This window comes from Pseudarthrobacter sp. lyk4-40-TYG-27 (assembly GCF_030209295.1).
In the GTDB taxonomy this organism is placed as follows: domain Bacteria; phylum Actinomycetota; class Actinomycetes; order Actinomycetales; family Micrococcaceae; genus Arthrobacter.
The window spans coordinates 204970-222125 of record NZ_JARVSH010000003.1 but is presented as its reverse complement, the minus strand read 5'-3'; the positions used below and the strand labels follow the sequence as shown (position 1 = coordinate 222125).

17 protein-coding genes are annotated in these 17156 nt (G+C 69.0%); 15 read left to right on the top strand and 2 right to left on the bottom strand.

Features of this window, described 5'->3' with window-relative positions; all coding sequences use genetic code 11:
- Positions 1-3: 3 nt before the first annotated feature.
- Both QRM96_RS05500 and QRM96_RS05495 read right to left on the bottom strand, forming a co-directional pair.
- On the bottom strand, positions 4-1347 hold the full coding sequence (locus QRM96_RS05500; protein WP_285318745.1) for a carboxylesterase family protein: 1344 nt from the start codon (positions 1345-1347) through the stop codon (positions 4-6).
- 143 nt (positions 1348-1490) lie between these two features.
- Complete coding sequence (locus QRM96_RS05495) at positions 1491-1979, bottom strand: inorganic diphosphatase (RefSeq protein ID WP_018762663.1); 489 nt, start codon at positions 1977-1979, stop codon at positions 1491-1493.
- A 154-nt stretch (positions 1980-2133) separates the two neighbouring features.
- Here QRM96_RS05495 and QRM96_RS05490 point away from each other — a divergent pair, with 154 nt between their 5' ends.
- The 15 genes from QRM96_RS05490 to QRM96_RS05420 all read left to right on the top strand — a co-directional run bounded on the left by QRM96_RS05490 (position 2134) and on the right by QRM96_RS05420 (position 17134).
- The gene (locus QRM96_RS05490) at positions 2134-3651 is read left to right on the top strand and encodes a D-alanyl-D-alanine carboxypeptidase/D-alanyl-D-alanine-endopeptidase (protein WP_285318743.1); all 1518 of its coding nucleotides are present in this window, start codon (positions 2134-2136) and stop codon (positions 3649-3651) included.
- A gap of 264 nt (positions 3652-3915) precedes the next feature.
- Complete coding sequence (locus tag QRM96_RS05485; protein ID WP_018762661.1) at positions 3916-5046, top strand: Rv3626c family coenzyme F420 biosynthesis-associated protein; 1131 nt, start codon at positions 3916-3918, stop codon at positions 5044-5046.
- A 123-nt stretch (positions 5047-5169) separates the two neighbouring features.
- Entirely contained in the window at positions 5170-6234 is a 1065-nt protein-coding gene (gene tilS / locus QRM96_RS05480) for a tRNA lysidine(34) synthetase TilS (protein WP_285319066.1), read from the top strand.
- 30 nt (positions 6235-6264) lie between these two features.
- Entirely contained in the window at positions 6265-6816 is a 552-nt protein-coding gene (gene hpt, locus QRM96_RS05475; RefSeq protein ID WP_018762659.1) for a hypoxanthine phosphoribosyltransferase, read from the top strand.
- 41 nt (positions 6817-6857) lie between these two features.
- Positions 6858-7946, top strand: coding sequence for a LacI family DNA-binding transcriptional regulator (locus tag QRM96_RS05470; RefSeq protein ID WP_285318741.1), 1089 nt, complete (start codon positions 6858-6860; stop codon positions 7944-7946).
- 172 nt (positions 7947-8118) lie between these two features.
- Positions 8119-10182 carry an ATP-dependent zinc metalloprotease FtsH gene (ftsH, locus tag QRM96_RS05465; protein ID WP_018762657.1) on the top strand — a complete coding sequence of 688 codons (2064 nt, stop codon included), beginning with the start codon at positions 8119-8121 and terminating at the stop codon, positions 10180-10182.
- A 9-nt stretch (positions 10183-10191) separates the two neighbouring features.
- Entirely contained in the window at positions 10192-10836 is a 645-nt protein-coding gene (gene folE / locus QRM96_RS05460) for a GTP cyclohydrolase I FolE (RefSeq protein ID WP_026264829.1), read from the top strand.
- A 6-nt stretch (positions 10837-10842) separates the two neighbouring features.
- Entirely contained in the window at positions 10843-11781 is a 939-nt protein-coding gene (gene folP / locus QRM96_RS05455) for a dihydropteroate synthase (protein WP_018762655.1), read from the top strand.
- A 14-nt stretch (positions 11782-11795) separates the two neighbouring features.
- Positions 11796-12188, top strand: a complete 393-nt coding sequence (folB, locus tag QRM96_RS05450) for a dihydroneopterin aldolase (RefSeq protein ID WP_043424218.1) — start codon at positions 11796-11798, stop codon at positions 12186-12188.
- Positions 12185-12730, top strand: a complete 546-nt coding sequence (gene folK, locus QRM96_RS05445) for a 2-amino-4-hydroxy-6-hydroxymethyldihydropteridine diphosphokinase (RefSeq protein WP_018762653.1) — start codon at positions 12185-12187, stop codon at positions 12728-12730. Before folB ends, folK begins: the two co-directional genes overlap by 4 nt.
- The gene (locus QRM96_RS05440) at positions 12727-13272 is read left to right on the top strand and encodes a DUF3180 domain-containing protein (RefSeq protein WP_018762652.1); all 546 of its coding nucleotides are present in this window, start codon (positions 12727-12729) and stop codon (positions 13270-13272) included. Before folK ends, QRM96_RS05440 begins: the two co-directional genes overlap by 4 nt.
- Positions 13253-13765 carry a PH domain-containing protein gene (locus tag QRM96_RS05435; RefSeq protein WP_285318734.1) on the top strand — a complete coding sequence of 171 codons (513 nt, stop codon included), beginning with the start codon at positions 13253-13255 and terminating at the stop codon, positions 13763-13765. Before QRM96_RS05440 ends, QRM96_RS05435 begins: the two co-directional genes overlap by 20 nt.
- Positions 13762-15321, top strand: a complete 1560-nt coding sequence (locus QRM96_RS05430) for a PH domain-containing protein (RefSeq protein ID WP_502934878.1) — start codon at positions 13762-13764, stop codon at positions 15319-15321. Before QRM96_RS05435 ends, QRM96_RS05430 begins: the two co-directional genes overlap by 4 nt.
- Positions 15314-16207 (top strand): Rossmann-like and DUF2520 domain-containing protein, encoded by an 894-nt coding sequence (locus QRM96_RS05425; RefSeq protein ID WP_109044062.1) that lies wholly within the window; start codon positions 15314-15316, stop codon positions 16205-16207. The genes QRM96_RS05430 and QRM96_RS05425 overlap by 8 nt, the downstream gene beginning before the upstream one ends.
- Positions 16208-17134, top strand: a complete 927-nt coding sequence (locus QRM96_RS05420; protein ID WP_285318732.1) for a 4-phosphopantoate--beta-alanine ligase — start codon at positions 16208-16210, stop codon at positions 17132-17134. It begins immediately after the preceding gene.
- Positions 17135-17156 lie beyond the last annotated feature (22 nt).

Below are 17156 nucleotides of genomic sequence, written 5' to 3'. Positions count from 1 at the left end.
GGCTCAGACGCGCCTGTAGCGCAGCGCCCCGTCAACGGCTCCGGCTTCGCCCAGGTCATCGCCCCGGGCAAAGCCGGCCCACAGGGCCCGCACTGAACGGCCGGTCAGGTCCACGTCCTCCCACCGGGCACCGTTGATCAGGCCCACGCCGTCCCAGGTCTTCCGGGTGCCGAGCAGCAGGGGCAGGTCGATGGTGTGGGCTGCGCCGAAAATGTTGCCGGGGGCGTGCCAGTCCAGGACGTACCGGTGCGCGCGGCCGCCTGCCTTTGCGTGCCGGCGGGCAAAGCGGCGGGTGGCCCGGCCGTACACGGTTTCGGTGACCACCCAGTCGATGGCGCGGACGGCAGTGGCACCCACCAACGGAACGGCGGCCAACCGCATGAGCCACGGGCTGCGGGGGAGGAACAATCGGGCTTCCTCGGTTGTGTGCCCGATCAGCACGTCAATCGCGGGTGCGGTCCGGTCCCAGGCCGCCTCGATGGCATCCTCCTCCGGGAGCGGATCGTGGCCGTACTGCGTTCCAAACGGCATGGCCGCGAGCATCCCGAACTTCCGCGCCACCTGGGCTACCTGTGCCTCGCGTTCCACCACCTCCATGGCCGGTGTTTCCTCGGTCACCGTTTCGGCGGCGATGCCCATGGCATGGTTCATCCGGGCGCGTCCCCGGGCAATGCCCAGCGGTGCGCTTTGGATGATGGCACGCTGGAAGAGCCCGGGCGCGTCCGGCGTGGCCATGAGGTGGGCGATCGCGTCGCCGCCGGCGGACTGGCCGAAGGCGGTCACCCGGCCCGGGTCGCCGCCGAACGCCCCGATGTTCCGCTGTACCCAGCGGAAGGCTTCCAGTTGGTCCAGGAGACCCAGGTTGCCTGGACGCCCGGCCGGCGTGGCCAGGAACCCAAACAGGCCCAGGCGGTAGGTCACGGATACCGCCACCACGCGGTTTTCGGCCACCAGCCTGGCGGGATCGAAGATGGCCAGGTCTCCGGATCCGGTGGTGTAGGAACCTCCATGGATCCACACCATGACGGGCAGCCGTTCCCCCGGCTGGAGGTCGCCGGGCATGGTGATGGAGAGGTTCTGGCAGTCCTCGCTGCCCGGGAGCTCCCCGTAGGTGGTGCCCAGGACGTCGTCGAGGAACGGGACCGGGCCTTGCGGGCAGGCCGGGGCCAACGCCGTGGCGGCATAGTCGCTGGTCCAGTCCGCGACCGGTGCCGGGGCTTGGAAACGTGGGGCCCGGGCGTACGGGATTCCGGTGGCACGAAGGACATCGCCGTCCCGCCAGCCGGTGACGGGGCCGCAGGGCGGATTGAACAACAACGTGGAGTTAAGCGTCGGCTCGGTAGGCACAGGTCCACGATTCCACAGATTTCCAGTGGCCGGACAACAGAAATCCCCGCCTCCCGGACAATTCCCCATCGCGTGATGCGGGGAATAGTCCGAGATGCGGGGACTTGTGGCGAAGGCCGCGCCCAGGCGGGCCGCCGCAGGAATTAGTGGCCGGTGGGCACGTAGCGCTTGATGGAGGCTTCCAATTCGGCTTCGGCGGCGGCGCGGTCGCCCCAGCCCTCGGCCTTGACCCACTTGCCGGGCTCCAGGTCCTTGTAGCGGGTGAAGAAGTGCTCGATTTCCTTGATCAGGAACTCGTTGACATCGCTCACTTCCTGGATGTGGTCAAAGCGGGCATCCACCGGGACGCACAGGATCTTGGCGTCTCCGCCGCCGTCGTCGGTCATGTTGAAGACGCCGATGGGGCGGGATTCGACGATGACGCCGGGGTGCAGGTCGAAGTCCTGCAGCAGCACCAGCGCGTCCAGCGGGTCGCCGTCCTCGCCGAGGGTGTTTTCGAAGTACCCGTAGTGGGTGGGGTACTGCATGGAGGTGAAGAGGACGCGGTCCAGGCGGACGCGGCCGGTCTCGTGGTCAACTTCATACTTGACGCGTGATCCCTTGGGGATCTCGATGGTCACGTCGTGCTTCATGGAATGCTCCTCGGCAATTACAGGGGGTGCGCGGCACACTTGACGGCCCACAAAAGAGAGTGTCGGTACCGCCGACTACTATTGAGGATATAGCGAGAGGCCCTGGAATCAGGAACTTGTGGGGAAATTTCAGGACTTGAGGACCAGCACCAGCATGAGCAACACAACCGGCACGGAATCCCGGCGTGGCCGGCGTTCCCTGGGCTCCGCAGGCCTGGGCCAGGCCCTGCGGGCGGCCATCCCCCCGGTGCTGGTGGTCTTGCTGCTGTTGGTCCTGGCAGTCCCGGCGGCCCTGCTGGTGGCACCGGGATTCGTCGCCCCCGGAGCGACTGTCCCGGCCGCGCCGGTTCCGGCCTGGCAGCAGATCCCCGCCACGGTGTCCGCCCCGCAAGTCCTTGCCCCGCTCCAGCAGTCCGCGCCGGTGCCCGCGCCCTCGGCGGTGGCGGCCCAAGTGGATCCGCTGTTGACCACCGACGGCGGCGGCACTTTCACGGGCATGGTGCAGGACGCGTCCACCGGCCAGGTCCTTTTTGACCGGGGCGGTTCGGAAGGCCGGGTGCCGGCGTCCAACCTCAAGCTGCTGACGTCGGCAGCCGCGCTGCGGACCCTGGGGCCGGACCACCGCTTCGCCACCAAGGTGCTGCGCGGTCCCGCTCCCGGGCAGGTAGTGCTGGTAGGTGGCGGCGACGTCCTGCTGGGGGCCGGGGAGTCGCGGCCCGAACAAACCCTGGGCCACGCCGGCCTGGCCACCCTTGCGGCGCAGGCCGTGGATGCCTTGCGGGCTGCCGGCACCACCGGGGAAATTACAGTGCTGCTGGATGACTCGCTCTTCACCGGTCCGGCGCTGAACCCGGCCTGGCTGGCGGGCGACGTGGAAGCCGGCGAAATTGCCCCGCTCTACCCACTCGCCCTCAACTCCGCGCGCTTCGATCCTGCGGTCACCACAGGCCCACGGCCGCAGGACGCAGCCATGGCCGCGGCCGGGGAATTCGCTGCGCGGCTCCGCGCTGCAGGTGCCGGAGCGGGCCTGACCGTCGCGGCCGGCGTCGAACGCGCACCCGGCACGGCCACGGCGGCAGGCGCCGCCGTGCAGGCGCAGCCCGTGGTGCTGGCAGAGGTTGAATCGGCCACCGTGGCCGAGCAGGTGGACCTGATGCTGCAGGTATCGGACAACTACCTGGCCGAGACCATGGGCCGGATGGCGGCGCTGGCCACCGGCCGGTCCGGCAGCAATGACGGCGCAACGGCAGCGGTCGTTGCCGAGGCGGGGGCCGCCGGAGTCGCCACGGACACCATCAAACTGGCGGACGTGTGCGGGCTGGCCCTGGGCAACCAGGTATCGGCCCGCCAGTTCACGGACGTGGTCAGGGCCATGACCACCGGTGCCGATGCCAGGCTTCGCGGCGCCTTGGACGGCTTTCCGGTGGGCGGCCTGTCCGGCACCCTGGACACCCGGTACGGGGATGCCGGCACGGCGGGCGGGGCAGGCCTGGTGCGCGCCAAGACCGGGACCTTGAACACCGTGCTGGCCCTGAGCGGCTACGTGGTGGACGCGGACGGCCGGCTCCTGGTGTTCTCGTTCATCGGCAACGGGCTCACGCCGGGGGCGGCAGGGAACAAGCAGGCGCTGGACCGTGCGGCCACGGCGCTGGCCGGGTGCGGCTGCCGCTGACCTGCTGCGGCTGCACGCCCAGCAATGCGGCCATGACGACGGCGGCAAGCACCGACGCCCAGCCCTTGCGCGGGCCTGCGGCCAGGGGCGGGATGGGGCGGTAGGGGATCATGGCGGCCTCCTTCTGAGGGTTCTTGGCCTGTACCCCAACGATGGCCGGGCCGGCTGGGCCGCCGCTTTCGACGCCCTGTGCGGTGGCTGTGGAAGTTCGCCGGTCAGCGAACTTTAAGGACGTTGTCCGGCGCGCTGTGTTCTGATGGGACCATGGAGTCCACCGCGCGCGAGTCCGCACCGACGTTGTCCCCAACGGCCCAGTCCCTGATCAACTGGGACCTCGCTGCTTCCGCGGCGGCGCGGCTGGCTCCGGCCGGCCCGGTGCTGGATGAAAAGGCCATTGGCGAGGCGGTGGACAGCCTCCGCCGGCTCGCCGACGCATCCGTCCCGCATGTCCACGACATCACCGGCCTGGAAGCCGCGCGGGACCTGCGGGACTCCTCCGTGCTGGTGGTGGACCGGGCATCCTGGGCCAAGGCCAACACCCAGAGCTTCGCGGTGATGCTCAAGCCCGCCATGCAGAAGATGCTGGACAGCCGCCGCGGCACCCTGAGCCCCTCCGCGGCCAGCGTCAGCGGCGCCATCACCGGCGGCCAGCTCGGCGCCGTGCTCGCCTTCCTCTCCAGCAAGGTGCTGGGCCAGTACGATCCTTTCGCGGCCCTGGCCGAGAACTCCAGTGCGCCTGCTGCGGGCCGGCTCCTGCTCGTAGCACCGAACATCGTCTCGGTGGAGCGTGAACTCAACGTCGCGCCGGAGGACTTCAGGCTCTGGGTGTGCCTGCACGAGCAGACCCACCGGGTCCAGTTCGCCGCGGCACCTTGGCTGCGCCACCACATGCTCGAACAGATCGACGAACTCAGCGGCCACCTGCTGGGGAACGTCGATTCCCTGATGGAGCGCGCCTCCGCCGCTGCCCGTTCGTTGAAGGACCGTTCCGCCACCGGAAACACGCCCGGCCGGGGCGCCATCCTGGACCTGCTGCAGGACCCCGAAGAGAAGGCCGCCATCTCCCACCTCACCGCGGTGATGAGCCTCCTCGAAGGGCACGCCAACGTGGTGATGGACGCCGTTGACGCCAGCATCGTCCCCTCCGTGAAGACCATCCGGCAGCGGTTCAACGACCGCGGCAAGGACCGCGGCGTGATCGAAAAGTTCATCCGGAGCCTCCTGGGCCTGGACGCGAAAATGCGCCAGTACTCCGACGGCGCCCGCTTTGTCCGCGCGGTGGTGGACGTGGCCGGCATGGAGGGCTTCAACAGGGTCTGGGAGTCGGTGGACCACTTGCCCACGGAGCCGGAGATCCACGACGCCAAGCTGTGGATTGACCGGATGGGCCTCTGATTGCCGGACGCCCAGCCGCACCACCCGCCCATGCCTGAGAATCCTTCCACCGGCCCAACCCCGCGCCGCAGCGGACGGCGCCGTCCCGGCAGGCTCGCCCCCGTCGTCGGCACTGCTCGCAAAATGCTGCAAAAAGCGCTCGCCGACGCCGGCTATCCCCGCCGTATCACCGTGGCATGCAGCGGCGGGCCCGACTCCCTGGCGCTCGCCGCGGTGGCCGCCTACTTCGCCCGGCGCGGCCACGTTGACGGCCACCCGCTGGCCGTGGGCGCCGTGGTGGTGGACCACCAGCTGCAGGCAGGGTCCGCCCAGGTTGCCGCCCGCACCGCTGAAGCCCTGCGGGAGCTGGGCCTCGATCCTGTCGAAATCCGCACCGTCACGGTCTCGGCGGCCGGCATGGGCCCCGAAGCTGCGGCCCGCGAGGCCCGGCACGCCGCGCTGGAGGCTGCAGCGGACCAGCAGGGCGCCGGCGCCATCCTCCTGGGACACACCCTCGACGACCAGGCCGAACAGGTCCTGCTGGGCCTGGCCCGCGGCTCCGGAACGCGGTCCCTCGCCGGCATGCGGCCCGCCCGCGCAGGAACCGGACACAGCGTGCTGCTGCGCCCGTTCCTGGGGCTGCGCCGGGCAGATACGGAGGAGATCTGCGCCGTCGAGGAGCTGGAACCCTGGCACGACCCCACCAACACCGACCCTGCCTTCGCCCGCTCGCGCACCAGGGTGGAAGTGCTCCCGCACCTTGAGCAAAAGCTGGGTCCGGGAGTGGCCGAGTCCCTGGCCCGCACCGCCGCGATCCTGCAGCTGGACGCGGACTACCTCGAAGATGTGGCGGAAAGCACCTATGCCTCCCTCGTGGAGCGGGACGGCACGGACCTCAGCCTGCCGGAGGAGGCGCTGGGGGCTTTGGCCCCAGCCATCAGGTTCCGCGTGATTGCCAAGGCAGCGGCCGACGCCGGCGGCCAGCAGCCCGGCTACCAGCGCCTTTTGGCGGCGGAAGCGCTGCTGCGGCGGCAGGGTTCCGCAGGCCCGGTGGAGCTTCCGGGCGGCGTGAGCGTGTACCGGTTGTCGCTGGCGCAACTGGAACGGCCTGCCGGTGCCGGCAGCCCGGGAGGCGCCGCTTCCGTTCCCCGTGAACGGGCGCGCTGTGGGAAGCTAGTATTCCGGCCTCAAAAACCGCCCGAAAAATAGTCGCACCCCGCATCTAAACAGGAGCCATTGGTGGATTCAAACGACGTCCAGGCAGACCTCAAGCACGTTCTCTACACCAAGGAACAGATCCAGCAGCGGATCACCGAACTCGCCGCGCAGATCGACAAGGACTATGAAGGGCGCGAGATCCTCGTTGTCGGTGTCCTCAAGGGGGCCGTGATGGTCATGGCGGACCTGGCCAGGGCCCTGCACAGCCACGTGTCCATGGACTGGATGGCGGTGTCTTCCTACGGCTCCGGGACGCAGTCCTCCGGCGTGGTGCGGATCCTGAAGGACCTGGACACCGACCTGATGGGCAAGGACGTGCTGATCGTCGAGGACATCATCGATTCCGGCCTCACCTTGTCCTGGCTGAAGACCAACCTGGAATCCCGCGGCACTGCCTCGGTGGAGATCTGCACCGCCTTCCGCAAGCCCACGGCCGCCAAGGTGGAGATCGACGTCAAGTACGTTGGCTACGACATCCCCAACGAATTCGTGGTGGGCTACGGCCTGGACTACGCCGAAAAGTACCGCAACCTGGACTTCGTGGGCACCCTCGCCCCGCACGTCTACGAATAAGCTGCCCGCGACAGCAGCCCCTGCTGCCCGGGGCCACCACCGTGGGTAGCAGGAACGTTGGCATCAGGGACGTGGCCCGGGCGGCAGGGGTGTCCGCCACCACCGTCTCCCATGTCCTCAATGACGCGCCATACGCCCGCGTCAGCCCCGAAACCCGCGAAAAAGTGAAGTCGACGGCGGTCCGGCTGGGGTACGGGCCCAACCGGCTGGCCCGGGCCCTCCGCAGCCGCAAGTCAGGCGTGCTGGGCCTGGTCAGCGAGGATGTGGCCACCACGCCGCATGCCGGCCGCATCATCCTCGGCGCCGATGAAGCGGCCCGCGCCCGGGGCTACACCCTGATGATCATCAACACTGCGGGCTCGGCGGACCACGGCTCCCGTGAAACCGACGTGGAGTCCCTGCTGGAGCGGCAGGTTGACGGCATCCTCTACGCCACCATGTACCACCGGTACCTGCAGGCGCCCGCCAACCTCGGCAAGGTCCCTTCGGTGCTGGTGGATGCCGTCACAGCGGATGACAGTTTTCCGGCAGTGGTCCCGGACGAGTACGGCGGTGCGGCCGCCGCGGTGGAAGCCCTCCTTGCCGCGGGCCATACCCGGATCGGGTTCATCAACAACACCGAGGACGTTCCCTCCACCGTCCGGCGGCTGCAGGGTTTCCGGGACACGCTGACCCGCGCGGGCCTGGACGGTTCCTCCGCCCCCGTCGAGCCGGCGTCGTCCGATGCTGCCGGGGGATACGCTGCCGCCCGCAGGATGCTGGGAAGCGGCCACCCGCCGTCGGGCCTTTTCTGCTACAACGACCGCATGGCCATGGGCGCCTACCGCGCGGCCGCGGAACTGGGCCTCTCCATCCCGGGCGACCTGTCCGTCGTCGGCTTCGATGACCAGGAACTGATTGCCGCCAGCCTCCACCCCGGCCTGAGCACCGTGGCCCTGCCGCACTACGAAATGGGTGCGTGGGCGGCGGACCGGCTGATCGACGCCATCGAAGCCGACGCCATCGAAGCCGAATCCGGCGAAGCCCCCAGAACCGGCGCCGACGCCCGCGGCGGAACATCCGGCCCGGTGCTCCTCGGCTGCCCGCTGGTAACCCGCGGGTCCGTCGCAGCGCCGCCGGAACAGCCCTGACCGGGGCATTCCCTGACTTCCGGGCCCGCTACGCCCACAGGGAACTTTTGCTTTTCGCTATGCGTGATGTACTCCGGACGGTGTATAGCTAGAAGCTGACGCAGCACCATCACGCGCGCAGACTACTCGCCGTGAAGCACTACCGGAAGGGACGGGGCGAGCCCCCGAACAGATGAAAGCTAAGAACTTCTTCAAAGGCCCGGGCATCTGGATCGTCGTTGTGGTCGGTCTGCTCCTGGTGGCTTTTGCAACGCTCGCCCCCGGCGGTGCAGCCCGGATCGACACGGACAAGGGCCTGGAGCTGCTTTCCAGCAACAAGGTGGAGCAGGCCAAGATCTTCGACGGCGAAAACCGCGTTGACCTCACGCTGAAGGACAACCTGCAGGTGAACGGGCAGGACAAAGGCAAGAGCGTACAGTTCTTCTTCGTGGACGCCCGCGCGCAGGATGTGGTGAAGGCTGTCACCGACGCCAAGCCCGCCCAAGGCTTCACAGACCAGCCCATCGAGAGCAACTGGTTCTCCGGCCTGCTCTCGCTCCTGATCCCCGTGATCCTCCTGGGCGCCCTGTTCTGGTTCCTGATGACCCGGATGCAGGGCGGCGGCTCCAAGATCATGCAGTTCGGCAAGTCCAAGGCCAAGATGGTCAGCAAGGACATGCCGCAGGTGACCTTCGCCGATGTCGCGGGTTCCGACGAGGCAGTGGAGGAACTGCAGGAAATCAAGGAATTCCTGCAGGAGCCTGCAAAGTTCCAGGCCGTCGGCGCCAAGATCCCCAAGGGCGTGCTGCTCTACGGGCCGCCAGGCACCGGTAAGACGCTGCTGGCCCGCGCAGTGGCCGGTGAGGCAGGCGTCCCCTTCTTCTCCATCTCGGGCTCGGACTTCGTGGAAATGTTCGTCGGCGTCGGTGCCTCCCGCGTCCGCGACCTCTTTGAACAGGCCAAGGCCAACTCGCCCGCCATCATCTTCGTGGACGAGATCGACGCCGTGGGCCGGCACCGCGGCGCCGGCATTGGCGGCGGCAACGACGAACGCGAGCAGACCCTCAACCAGCTGCTGGTGGAGATGGACGGCTTCGACGTCAAGACCAACGTCATCCTGATCGCCGCCACCAACCGGCCCGACGTCCTGGACCCGGCACTGCTGCGTCCGGGCCGCTTCGACCGCCAGATCGGTGTGGAGGCCCCCGACCTGATCGGCCGCGACCAGATCCTCAAGGTCCACGCCAAGGGCAAGCCGATGGCTCCGGGCGTCGACCTCAAGGCCGTCGCCAAGAAGACGCCGGGTTACACCGGTGCGGACCTGGCGAACGTCCTCAACGAGGCCGCCCTGCTTACCGCCCGCTCCAACGCGAACCTGATTGATGACCGCGCCCTGGACGAGGCCATCGACCGCGTCATGGCCGGCCCGCAGAAGCGCAGCCGCGTCATGAAGGAACACGAGCGGAAGATCACCGCCTACCACGAGGGCGGGCACGCCCTGGTTGCCGCGGCCCTGCGGAACTCTGCGCCGGTCACCAAGATCACCATCCTCCCGCGCGGCCGGGCCCTGGGTTACACCATGGTGGTGCCGGACAACGACAAGTACTCCGTGACCCGCAACGAACTCCTGGACCAGATGGCGTACGCCATGGGCGGGCGCGTCGCCGAGGAGATCGTGTTCCACGATCCGTCCACCGGCGCCTCCAACGACATCGAAAAGGCCACCGGCACCGCCCGGAAGATGGTTACCGAATACGGCATGAGCGAACGCGTCGGCGCGGTCCGGCTGGGCCAGGGCGGCGGCGAGCCGTTCCTGGGCCGCGACGCCGGGCACGAGCGCAACTACTCGGACCAGATCGCGTACGTCGTGGATGAGGAAGTGCGCCGCCTGATTGAGCAGGCCCATGACGAAGCGTACGAAATCCTCACCGAAAACCGGGACATCCTGGACATCCTGGCCCTGGAACTGCTGGAGCGGGAAACCCTGAACCAGGCCGAGATCGCCGACATCTTCCGTGACGTCCGCAAGCGTGACTTCCGCGAGGTGTGGCTGTCCAAGGAAACCCGCCCCGTGCAGATGGCGGGTCCGGTGGAGAGCCGCCTGGAGCGGGCAGAACGCGAGGCCCAGGAGGAAGCGAAGAAGGCCCGGATGGACGAGCCGCTGGACGCCCAGCCGCCGCATTCCCAAGGTGTTGCGGAGGATGCGCCGTTTCATGGCGGCACCCCCGAATCGGGGCCCGGCACCCTTCGCGGCTAAGCTTTCCCTGTGACTTCCTTCGACGACGACGACGTTTCCGCCTCCGCCGATCACCTGGCGGAAGGCGGTCACCGGTCCTCAAAACATGAAAGAGTGGACCGGCCCCGGATCGAGGCGGCGGTCCGCGAGATCCTCCTCGCCATCGGCGAGGACCCGGACCGCGGCGGGCTCGTAGATACCCCCAAACGGGTTGCGAAGGCGTACGCCGAGGTGTTCGCCGGGCTGCACCACGACCCCGCCGAGGTCCTGTCCACCACCTTTGACCTGGACCACGAGGAACTCGTCCTGGTCAAGGACATTCCGTTCTATTCCACCTGCGAGCACCACCTGGTGCCATTCCACGGGGTGGCGCACGTTGGCTACATCCCGTCGCATGACGGCAAGGTCACCGGGTTGAGCAAGCTGGCCCGGCTGGTGGACATCTACGCCCGCCGCCCGCAGGTCCAGGAGCGGCTGACCACGGAGATCGTCGAAGCGATGGTCCGCTACCTCAAGCCCCGCGGGGCGATCGTCGTTGTCGAATGCGAGCACATGTGCATGTCGATGCGCGGCATCCGCAAGCCCGGAGCGAAGACCGTCACCAGTGCGGTCCGCGGGCAGCTGCATGACCCGGCCACCCGTGCCGAGGCCATGAGCCTCATCCTCGGAAGGTAACAAACCATGGATTCACTAGCCGCAGCCCCCGGAACGGGGCCCGCGACCTCGCCGCTGCCCATCCTCCGCAAGCCCCGCCCGGCGGCCCGCTTCGAGGACCTCCCCACCGGCCGCACACTGGTCATGGGGATCCTGAACGTCACCCCGGATTCCTTCAGCGACGGCGGAAAGCACCCCACCGCGGACACCGCCATCGCTGCCGGCCTGCGGATGTTGTACGCAGGGGCGGACATCATCGACGTCGGCGGGGAGTCCACCCGCCCCGGTGCCGAGGACGTCACGCCGGAAGAAGAGCAGCGGCGCGTCCTGCCGGTCATCGAAGCACTCGTGAAGGCCGGTGCGCTGGTCAGCATCGACACCACCCACGCCGCCACTGCGGCCGCCGCCCTGAAGGCCGGCGCCGCCATCATCAATGACGTCTCCGGGCTGACCATCGAACCGGAGATGGCGGAGCTCGTGGCAGCATCCAAGGTCCCCTACGTCCTCACGCACCGCCGCGGGGACGCCCGGACCATGAATTCACTCGCTGAGTACACGGACGTGGCAGGCGAGGTCGTGGCCGAGCTGGCGGGGGTGCGGGACAAGCTCTACGCCGCAGGAGTCAGCCACGAGCAGATCATCGTGGACCCCGGCCTGGGGTTCGCCAAGAACGACGCCCACAACTGGGAGCTGCTGCAGAACCTGGACCAGCTGGACAGCCTGGGCCACCGGGTCCTGGTGGCGGCCTCCCGCAAGAGGTTCCTGGGCACGCTGCTCACCGTGGCCGGCAAGTCCGCCGCTCCGGAGGAACGGGACGGTGCCACGGCGGCAATCACCGCCATCAGCGCCTCGCGCGGCGCATGGGCAGTCCGCGTGCACGACGTCGGGCCAAGCCTTGACGCCGTCAAGGTCGCTGCCCGCATGGCAGCGGTACCCACGCCACAAGCCGTACCCAAGACGCACTAGGGCCGGGGGGCCCCATGGACAGGATTACGCTGACGGGCGTGACCGCCGTCGGTCATCACGGCGTGTTTGATTTTGAGCGCCGCGAGGGCCAGCCTTTCGTGGTGGACGCGGTGCTCTATCTTGACTTCGCCGCAGCAGCGGAGTCAGACGACGTCCGGGACACCGCGCACTACGGCGAGGTGGCGCAGCGTATTACCGACTGGATCGCCGGGGAACCCCTGAACCTCATCGAGGCGTTGGCCGTGCGGATTGCCGAGAGCCTGCTTGACGAATTCCCGCTCCAGGCGGTGGACATCACCGTCCACAAACCCCAGGCTCCCATCGCAGTGCCTTTTGGCGACGTCGCCGTGACCGTCCACCGGAGCCGTGTCCCGGCCGACAGCGGCCTGTCCGGGGAGCCGGCATGAACCGCGCCTACACCAAGGCCGTGCTGGCCTTGGGCAGCAACCTTGGCGAGCGGAATGAAACCCTGACCGAAGCCGTGGCCGACCTCGTGGATCCGCCGGAAGTCAGGCTCCTGGCTGTCTCCCCGATCGTCCAGACCAAAGCCGTGGGCGGCCCGTCCGGCCAGCCGGACTTCCTGAACATGGTGATTACCGTGGAGACCAGCCTGGGTGCGCAGGAACTGCTGGAGCACTGCCAGGCGGTGGAGAACAAGCACCTCCGCGTCCGCGAGGTCCGCTGGGGGCCGCGGACGCTCGACGTCGACATCATCACCTATGGCGACCTGCACAGTGACGATCCGGCGCTGACGCTCCCGCATCCCCGTGCTGCCACCCGGGCCTTCGTCCTGTACCCGTGGTCGCTGATCGAACCCGCCGCCATGCTGGGCGGGGAACGGATCAGCGCCCTGGCGGTCCGTGCCCCGGACTTCGGCGACCTTGCGCCGTTCGACGGTTTCGGGGACTTCGACGGGATGCCGACGGCAGGAGCGGTGGAGCCGCGATGAAACCCATCAACCCGCTGCGCCTGATGCTGATCGGCGTCATCCTTGCCGTCGCGGGCTGGTCGGCGACCGTGGTCACCAGCCGCTACAGCATTGCCACACCAGTCCTTCCCGCCACCGCGCTGGCCACCATGGGCGTCATCGTCATCATCACGCTGATCCTGGGCATCCGCGTCGTGCGGTGGCGCAACAGCCTCAAGCCCGGCAGCAAGGCAAAGAAGACCCAACTTGATCCGCTCCTGGCCGCAAGGACACTGATCCTCGCCCAGGCGTGCGCCTACGCCGGAACGGTCCTGCTGGGCTGGCACGCGGGCATCGTCCTGGACCAGTTGCGGATCTGGAGCCTGCGGAGCGACCAGGGCATCACCTGGCTTGCCTTGGCCATGGCCGGCGGCGGCCTGGTGATGATCGTGGTGGGGCTCGTGGTGGAACGGTTCTGCCGGATCCCTCCGGAGGACGGCGACACCACCAGCACCGACGGCAAGGGCCGCCCTGCCCGCGGCGAGGCTGCCGGGGAAGGCGAATATGCGTACCGAGGCGATTGACCCGCCCGGTATTTCCTGGCAGCGGGTGTCGCCACGGTACGTCACGGTCCGGCTGGCGGAGTGGGCCCTCGGCAACCTGGTTGCGGTGCTGGCCCTGTCCGCTCCGCTGGTGTTTGTCATCCTGGGCTGGTGGTCCTGGCCGCCTGTGTGGCTTGCCGTGACCGTCCCGGCCGCCATGCTGGTGCTGGCCTTGTGGCGGCTGGTGCTCATTCCGCGGCAGGTCCGGGCCATCGGTTACGCCGAGCGGGACGAGGACCTGCTGGTCAGGGGCGGCATCTTCTTCCAGCGCACCATGGCCGTGCCGTACGGCCGCATGCAGTACGTGGATATCGCCGTGGGGCCGGTAGAGCGGGCCCTGGGCCTGTGCACGCTGAAGCTCCACACCGCCTCGCCCGGAACCCATGCACGCATTCCCGGCCTGCCGGCCGCTGAGGGCGCCCGGCTCAGGGAAGAGCTGACGGCACGCGGCGAAGCCAGGCTGGCCGGGCTGTGACCGCTGACGGCCAACTGCCGGCGGTGCCGCCCGCAGCGGCCGGCCGGGACACCGCAGCAGCGTCCGACGACGGCTGGCAGCGGGTGCACCCCGCGTCACCGTTTGTGAGGGGCTGGTTTGCCCTGGCCGCCATTGCGTTCTTCTTTGGGCGGGACATTTTTGAACGGGCCCTGCAGGGCCAGCCCGTTTTCGAGGAAGGCCTGGGGCGGCGCGCTCCGTGGCTCCTGGGCGGTGGCGCGGCCGTGCTGGTGGTGGCGGTGCTGGGGTTCGTGCTGACTTGGTACTTCACCAAGTACCAGGTGTCCGGCGGCTACGTCCGGGTCACCAGCGGCTTGCTGTTCCGCCAGCACCGGCAGGCGCGGCTGGACCGGGTGCAGGCCATCGACATCGTGCAGCCGCTGCTGGCCCGCATCTTCGGCCTGGCCGAACTCAAATTCGAGGTGGCCGACGCGGGGGAGTCCGCGGTGCGGCTCGCCTACCTCAGGATCGATGATGCGCGCCAACTGCGTGCCACCATCCTGGCCCGCGCGTCGGGTGCCGCAGCCGTCGCCGTGCCCGGGGCCGGCTTTTCCGGTGCCGGACAGCCGGCCCGGGCCGCAGCCGAGGAGCCCGAATTCCCGGTACTTGCCGTCCCGCCGTCGCGCCTTCTCGGTTCGCTGCTGCTGAGTGAGCAGAGCTTTTTCGTGGTGGTGGGCGGCGCCGCCTCCGTGGTGCTGTCCGCGGTGACGGACAACCGCGCCTTCTACTTCTACCTGGTGCCGGCGGTGCTGGGCCTGGCGGCCGGCTACTGGAATTTCTTCAACAGGGGCTACAACTTCACGGCGGCAGTCTCGCCGGACGGCATCCGGCTGAGGTACGGGCTGCTGGACACCCAGGCGCAGACCCTTCCGCCCGGCCGGATCCAGGCGGTAAAAGTGGCCCAGTCCCCGCTGTGGCGCCCGTTCGGCTGGTACCGGATGCAGGTGAACGTGGCCGGTTACGGGCAGTCCGGCAACGCCGTCGAGGGCAATACCCGGACCATCCTCCTGCCGGTGGGTAAACTTCCCGACGTCCTGGCCATGCTCTCCCTGGTGCTGCCGGACCCCGGTACTGACCAGCCCGCGGCCGTCTTTGCAGCCGGCTTGAACGGCAGGGATTCCGACGGCGGGTTCATCACCACGCCGCGGCGGGCCTGGCTCCTGGCACCCTTTGCGTGGCGCCGCAACGGCTTTGCCGCCACGGACACGGCCCTGTTGATCCGCTCCGGGCGGTGGTGGCGTGAGCTGGTGGTGGTTCCCCATCAGCGGACGCAGTCGCTGGCCCTGCAGCAGGGGCCCCTGGCGCGGCGGTTCCGGGTGGCGGACCTGGTGCTGCACACCACCGCCGGACCCGTCGTCCCGCGGCTGGCCCAGGCGGGTCTGGATGAGGCCCGGCAGCTCTTCAACGACCAGTCTGCGCGTGCCCGGCTGGCCCGGAAACGGCAAACCACGGAACAGTGGCTCCAGCAGGTTGCCCCGGCCGCGGGACCTATGACCACCAGCACCCCTTACCAACAGGAGGGCCAGCAGCATGGCTAAACCCGGACGCCTCGGCGTCGGAATCATCGGCGCCGGAAAGGTGGGGGCCGTGCTGGGCGCGGCCCTGCGCGCAGCAGAGCACGCCGTCGTCGGGGTCTCGGCGGTCTCGGACGCAAGCCGGGAACGGGCTGAGGCCCTGCTGCCGGGCGTTCCCATCCTGGAGGTGCAGGACATCGTGGAGCGCGCCGAGCTGGTGCTGCTGGCCGTGCCCGACGACGCCCTGCCGGGCCTCGTGGAGGGACTGGCGAAGCTCGGCGCCTGGCAGCCCGGCCAGCTGGTGGCCCACACCTCCGGCCGGTTCGGCGTGGGCGTGCTGCACCCGGTGCGGTCCGCCGGTGCCGTGCCGCTGGCCCTGCATCCGGCCATGACGTTCACGGGCATGAGCCTGGACCTTACCCGGCTCCTGGACTGCACCTTTGGCGTGACCGCAGATGCCGCCATGCTGCCGATCGCCCAGGCCCTGGTGGTGGAGATGGGGGCGGAGCCGGTGGCCATCGCCGAAGCGGACAGGACCCTCTACCACGCCGCCTTGGCCCATGGTTCCAACCACCTGGTCACCCTGGTTGCCCAGGCATCCCAGTTGCTGCGCGAGGTGGGGGTGGAGCTGCCGGAGCGCATGCTCGGCCCGCTCCTGCGGGCAACGCTGGAAAACGCGCTGGCCTCCGGGGAATCCGCGCTGACCGGCCCCGTGGCCCGCGGTGACGTGGGAACGGTCCGTGCCCACGCGGAAGCGCTGCGGGAGTTCGACGGCGGCGGGCACGGTGACGTGCTGGAAGCCTACCTGGCGATGGCCCGGGCCACAGCCCTGCGGGCAGAAGGCCGCGGACTGCTCAAACCCGACCAGCTGAAGGGGCTGCGCGAGGCCCTCGACCCGAAGGAAGACTGAATGTCCATTCAACTCGTCACCACCGTCGCAGGCCTGCACGCCGAGAGCGCCAGGCTCCTTGGCGCCAAGAAGGGTCTCTCGCAGGGGCTGGTGCCCACCATGGGCGCACTCCATGACGGCCATGCCGCGCTGGCGCGCACCGCCGTCGAGCAGAACGACGTGGTGATGGCGAGCATCTTCGTCAACCCCCTGCAGTTTGGCGACGCCGGGGACCTGGACCGCTACCCGCGGACGCTTGAGGCGGACCTTGCCCTGCTGGAGGAACAGGGCGTGGACCTGGCCTTCGCGCCATCCGTGGAGGAGGTCTATCCAAACGGGGAACCCCTGGTTCGGATCACCTCCGGCCGCCTTGGCGAAAAGTGGGAGGGTGCGTCGCGTCCGGGCCATTTCGACGGCGCGCTGACCGTGGTGGCGAAGCTGCTGCATTACGGCATGCCCGCTGCCGGTCTTCCGGCCGGGTCCGCGAACCCGGCTTTGCCCGGCGGACTGCCGGCGTACCGGGCGTACTTTGGACAGAAAGACGCCCAGCAGCTGGCCTTGGTGCGGCGGATGGCGGCGGACCTGAACTTCCCGGTGGAGATCGTTGGTGTGCCCACGGTGAGGTCTGCGGACGGGCTGGCCTTGTCCAGCCGCAACCGCTTCCTGTCCGCGGACGAGCGGGAAGCCGCGTTGGTCCTGTCCCGGGCACTGCGGCTGCTGGAACAGCGCGCAAATGCCCACGAACCGCTGGACCTGGAATCGGCGCTGGCCCTGGTGGAGTCCCAGCCGCTGGTGGAACTGGACTACTTCGACGTGGTGGACCCCGGCACGCTTGAGCCGTTGGCGGAAAACTGCAGGGAGACCCCGTTCCGCGGCGACGCCCTGGCCCTCATCGCGGCCAAGGTGGGCCCGGTCCGCCTGATCGACAACATGCCGTTGAGTTCCTGAGCGCCGGCGGCTTGCAGCCCGG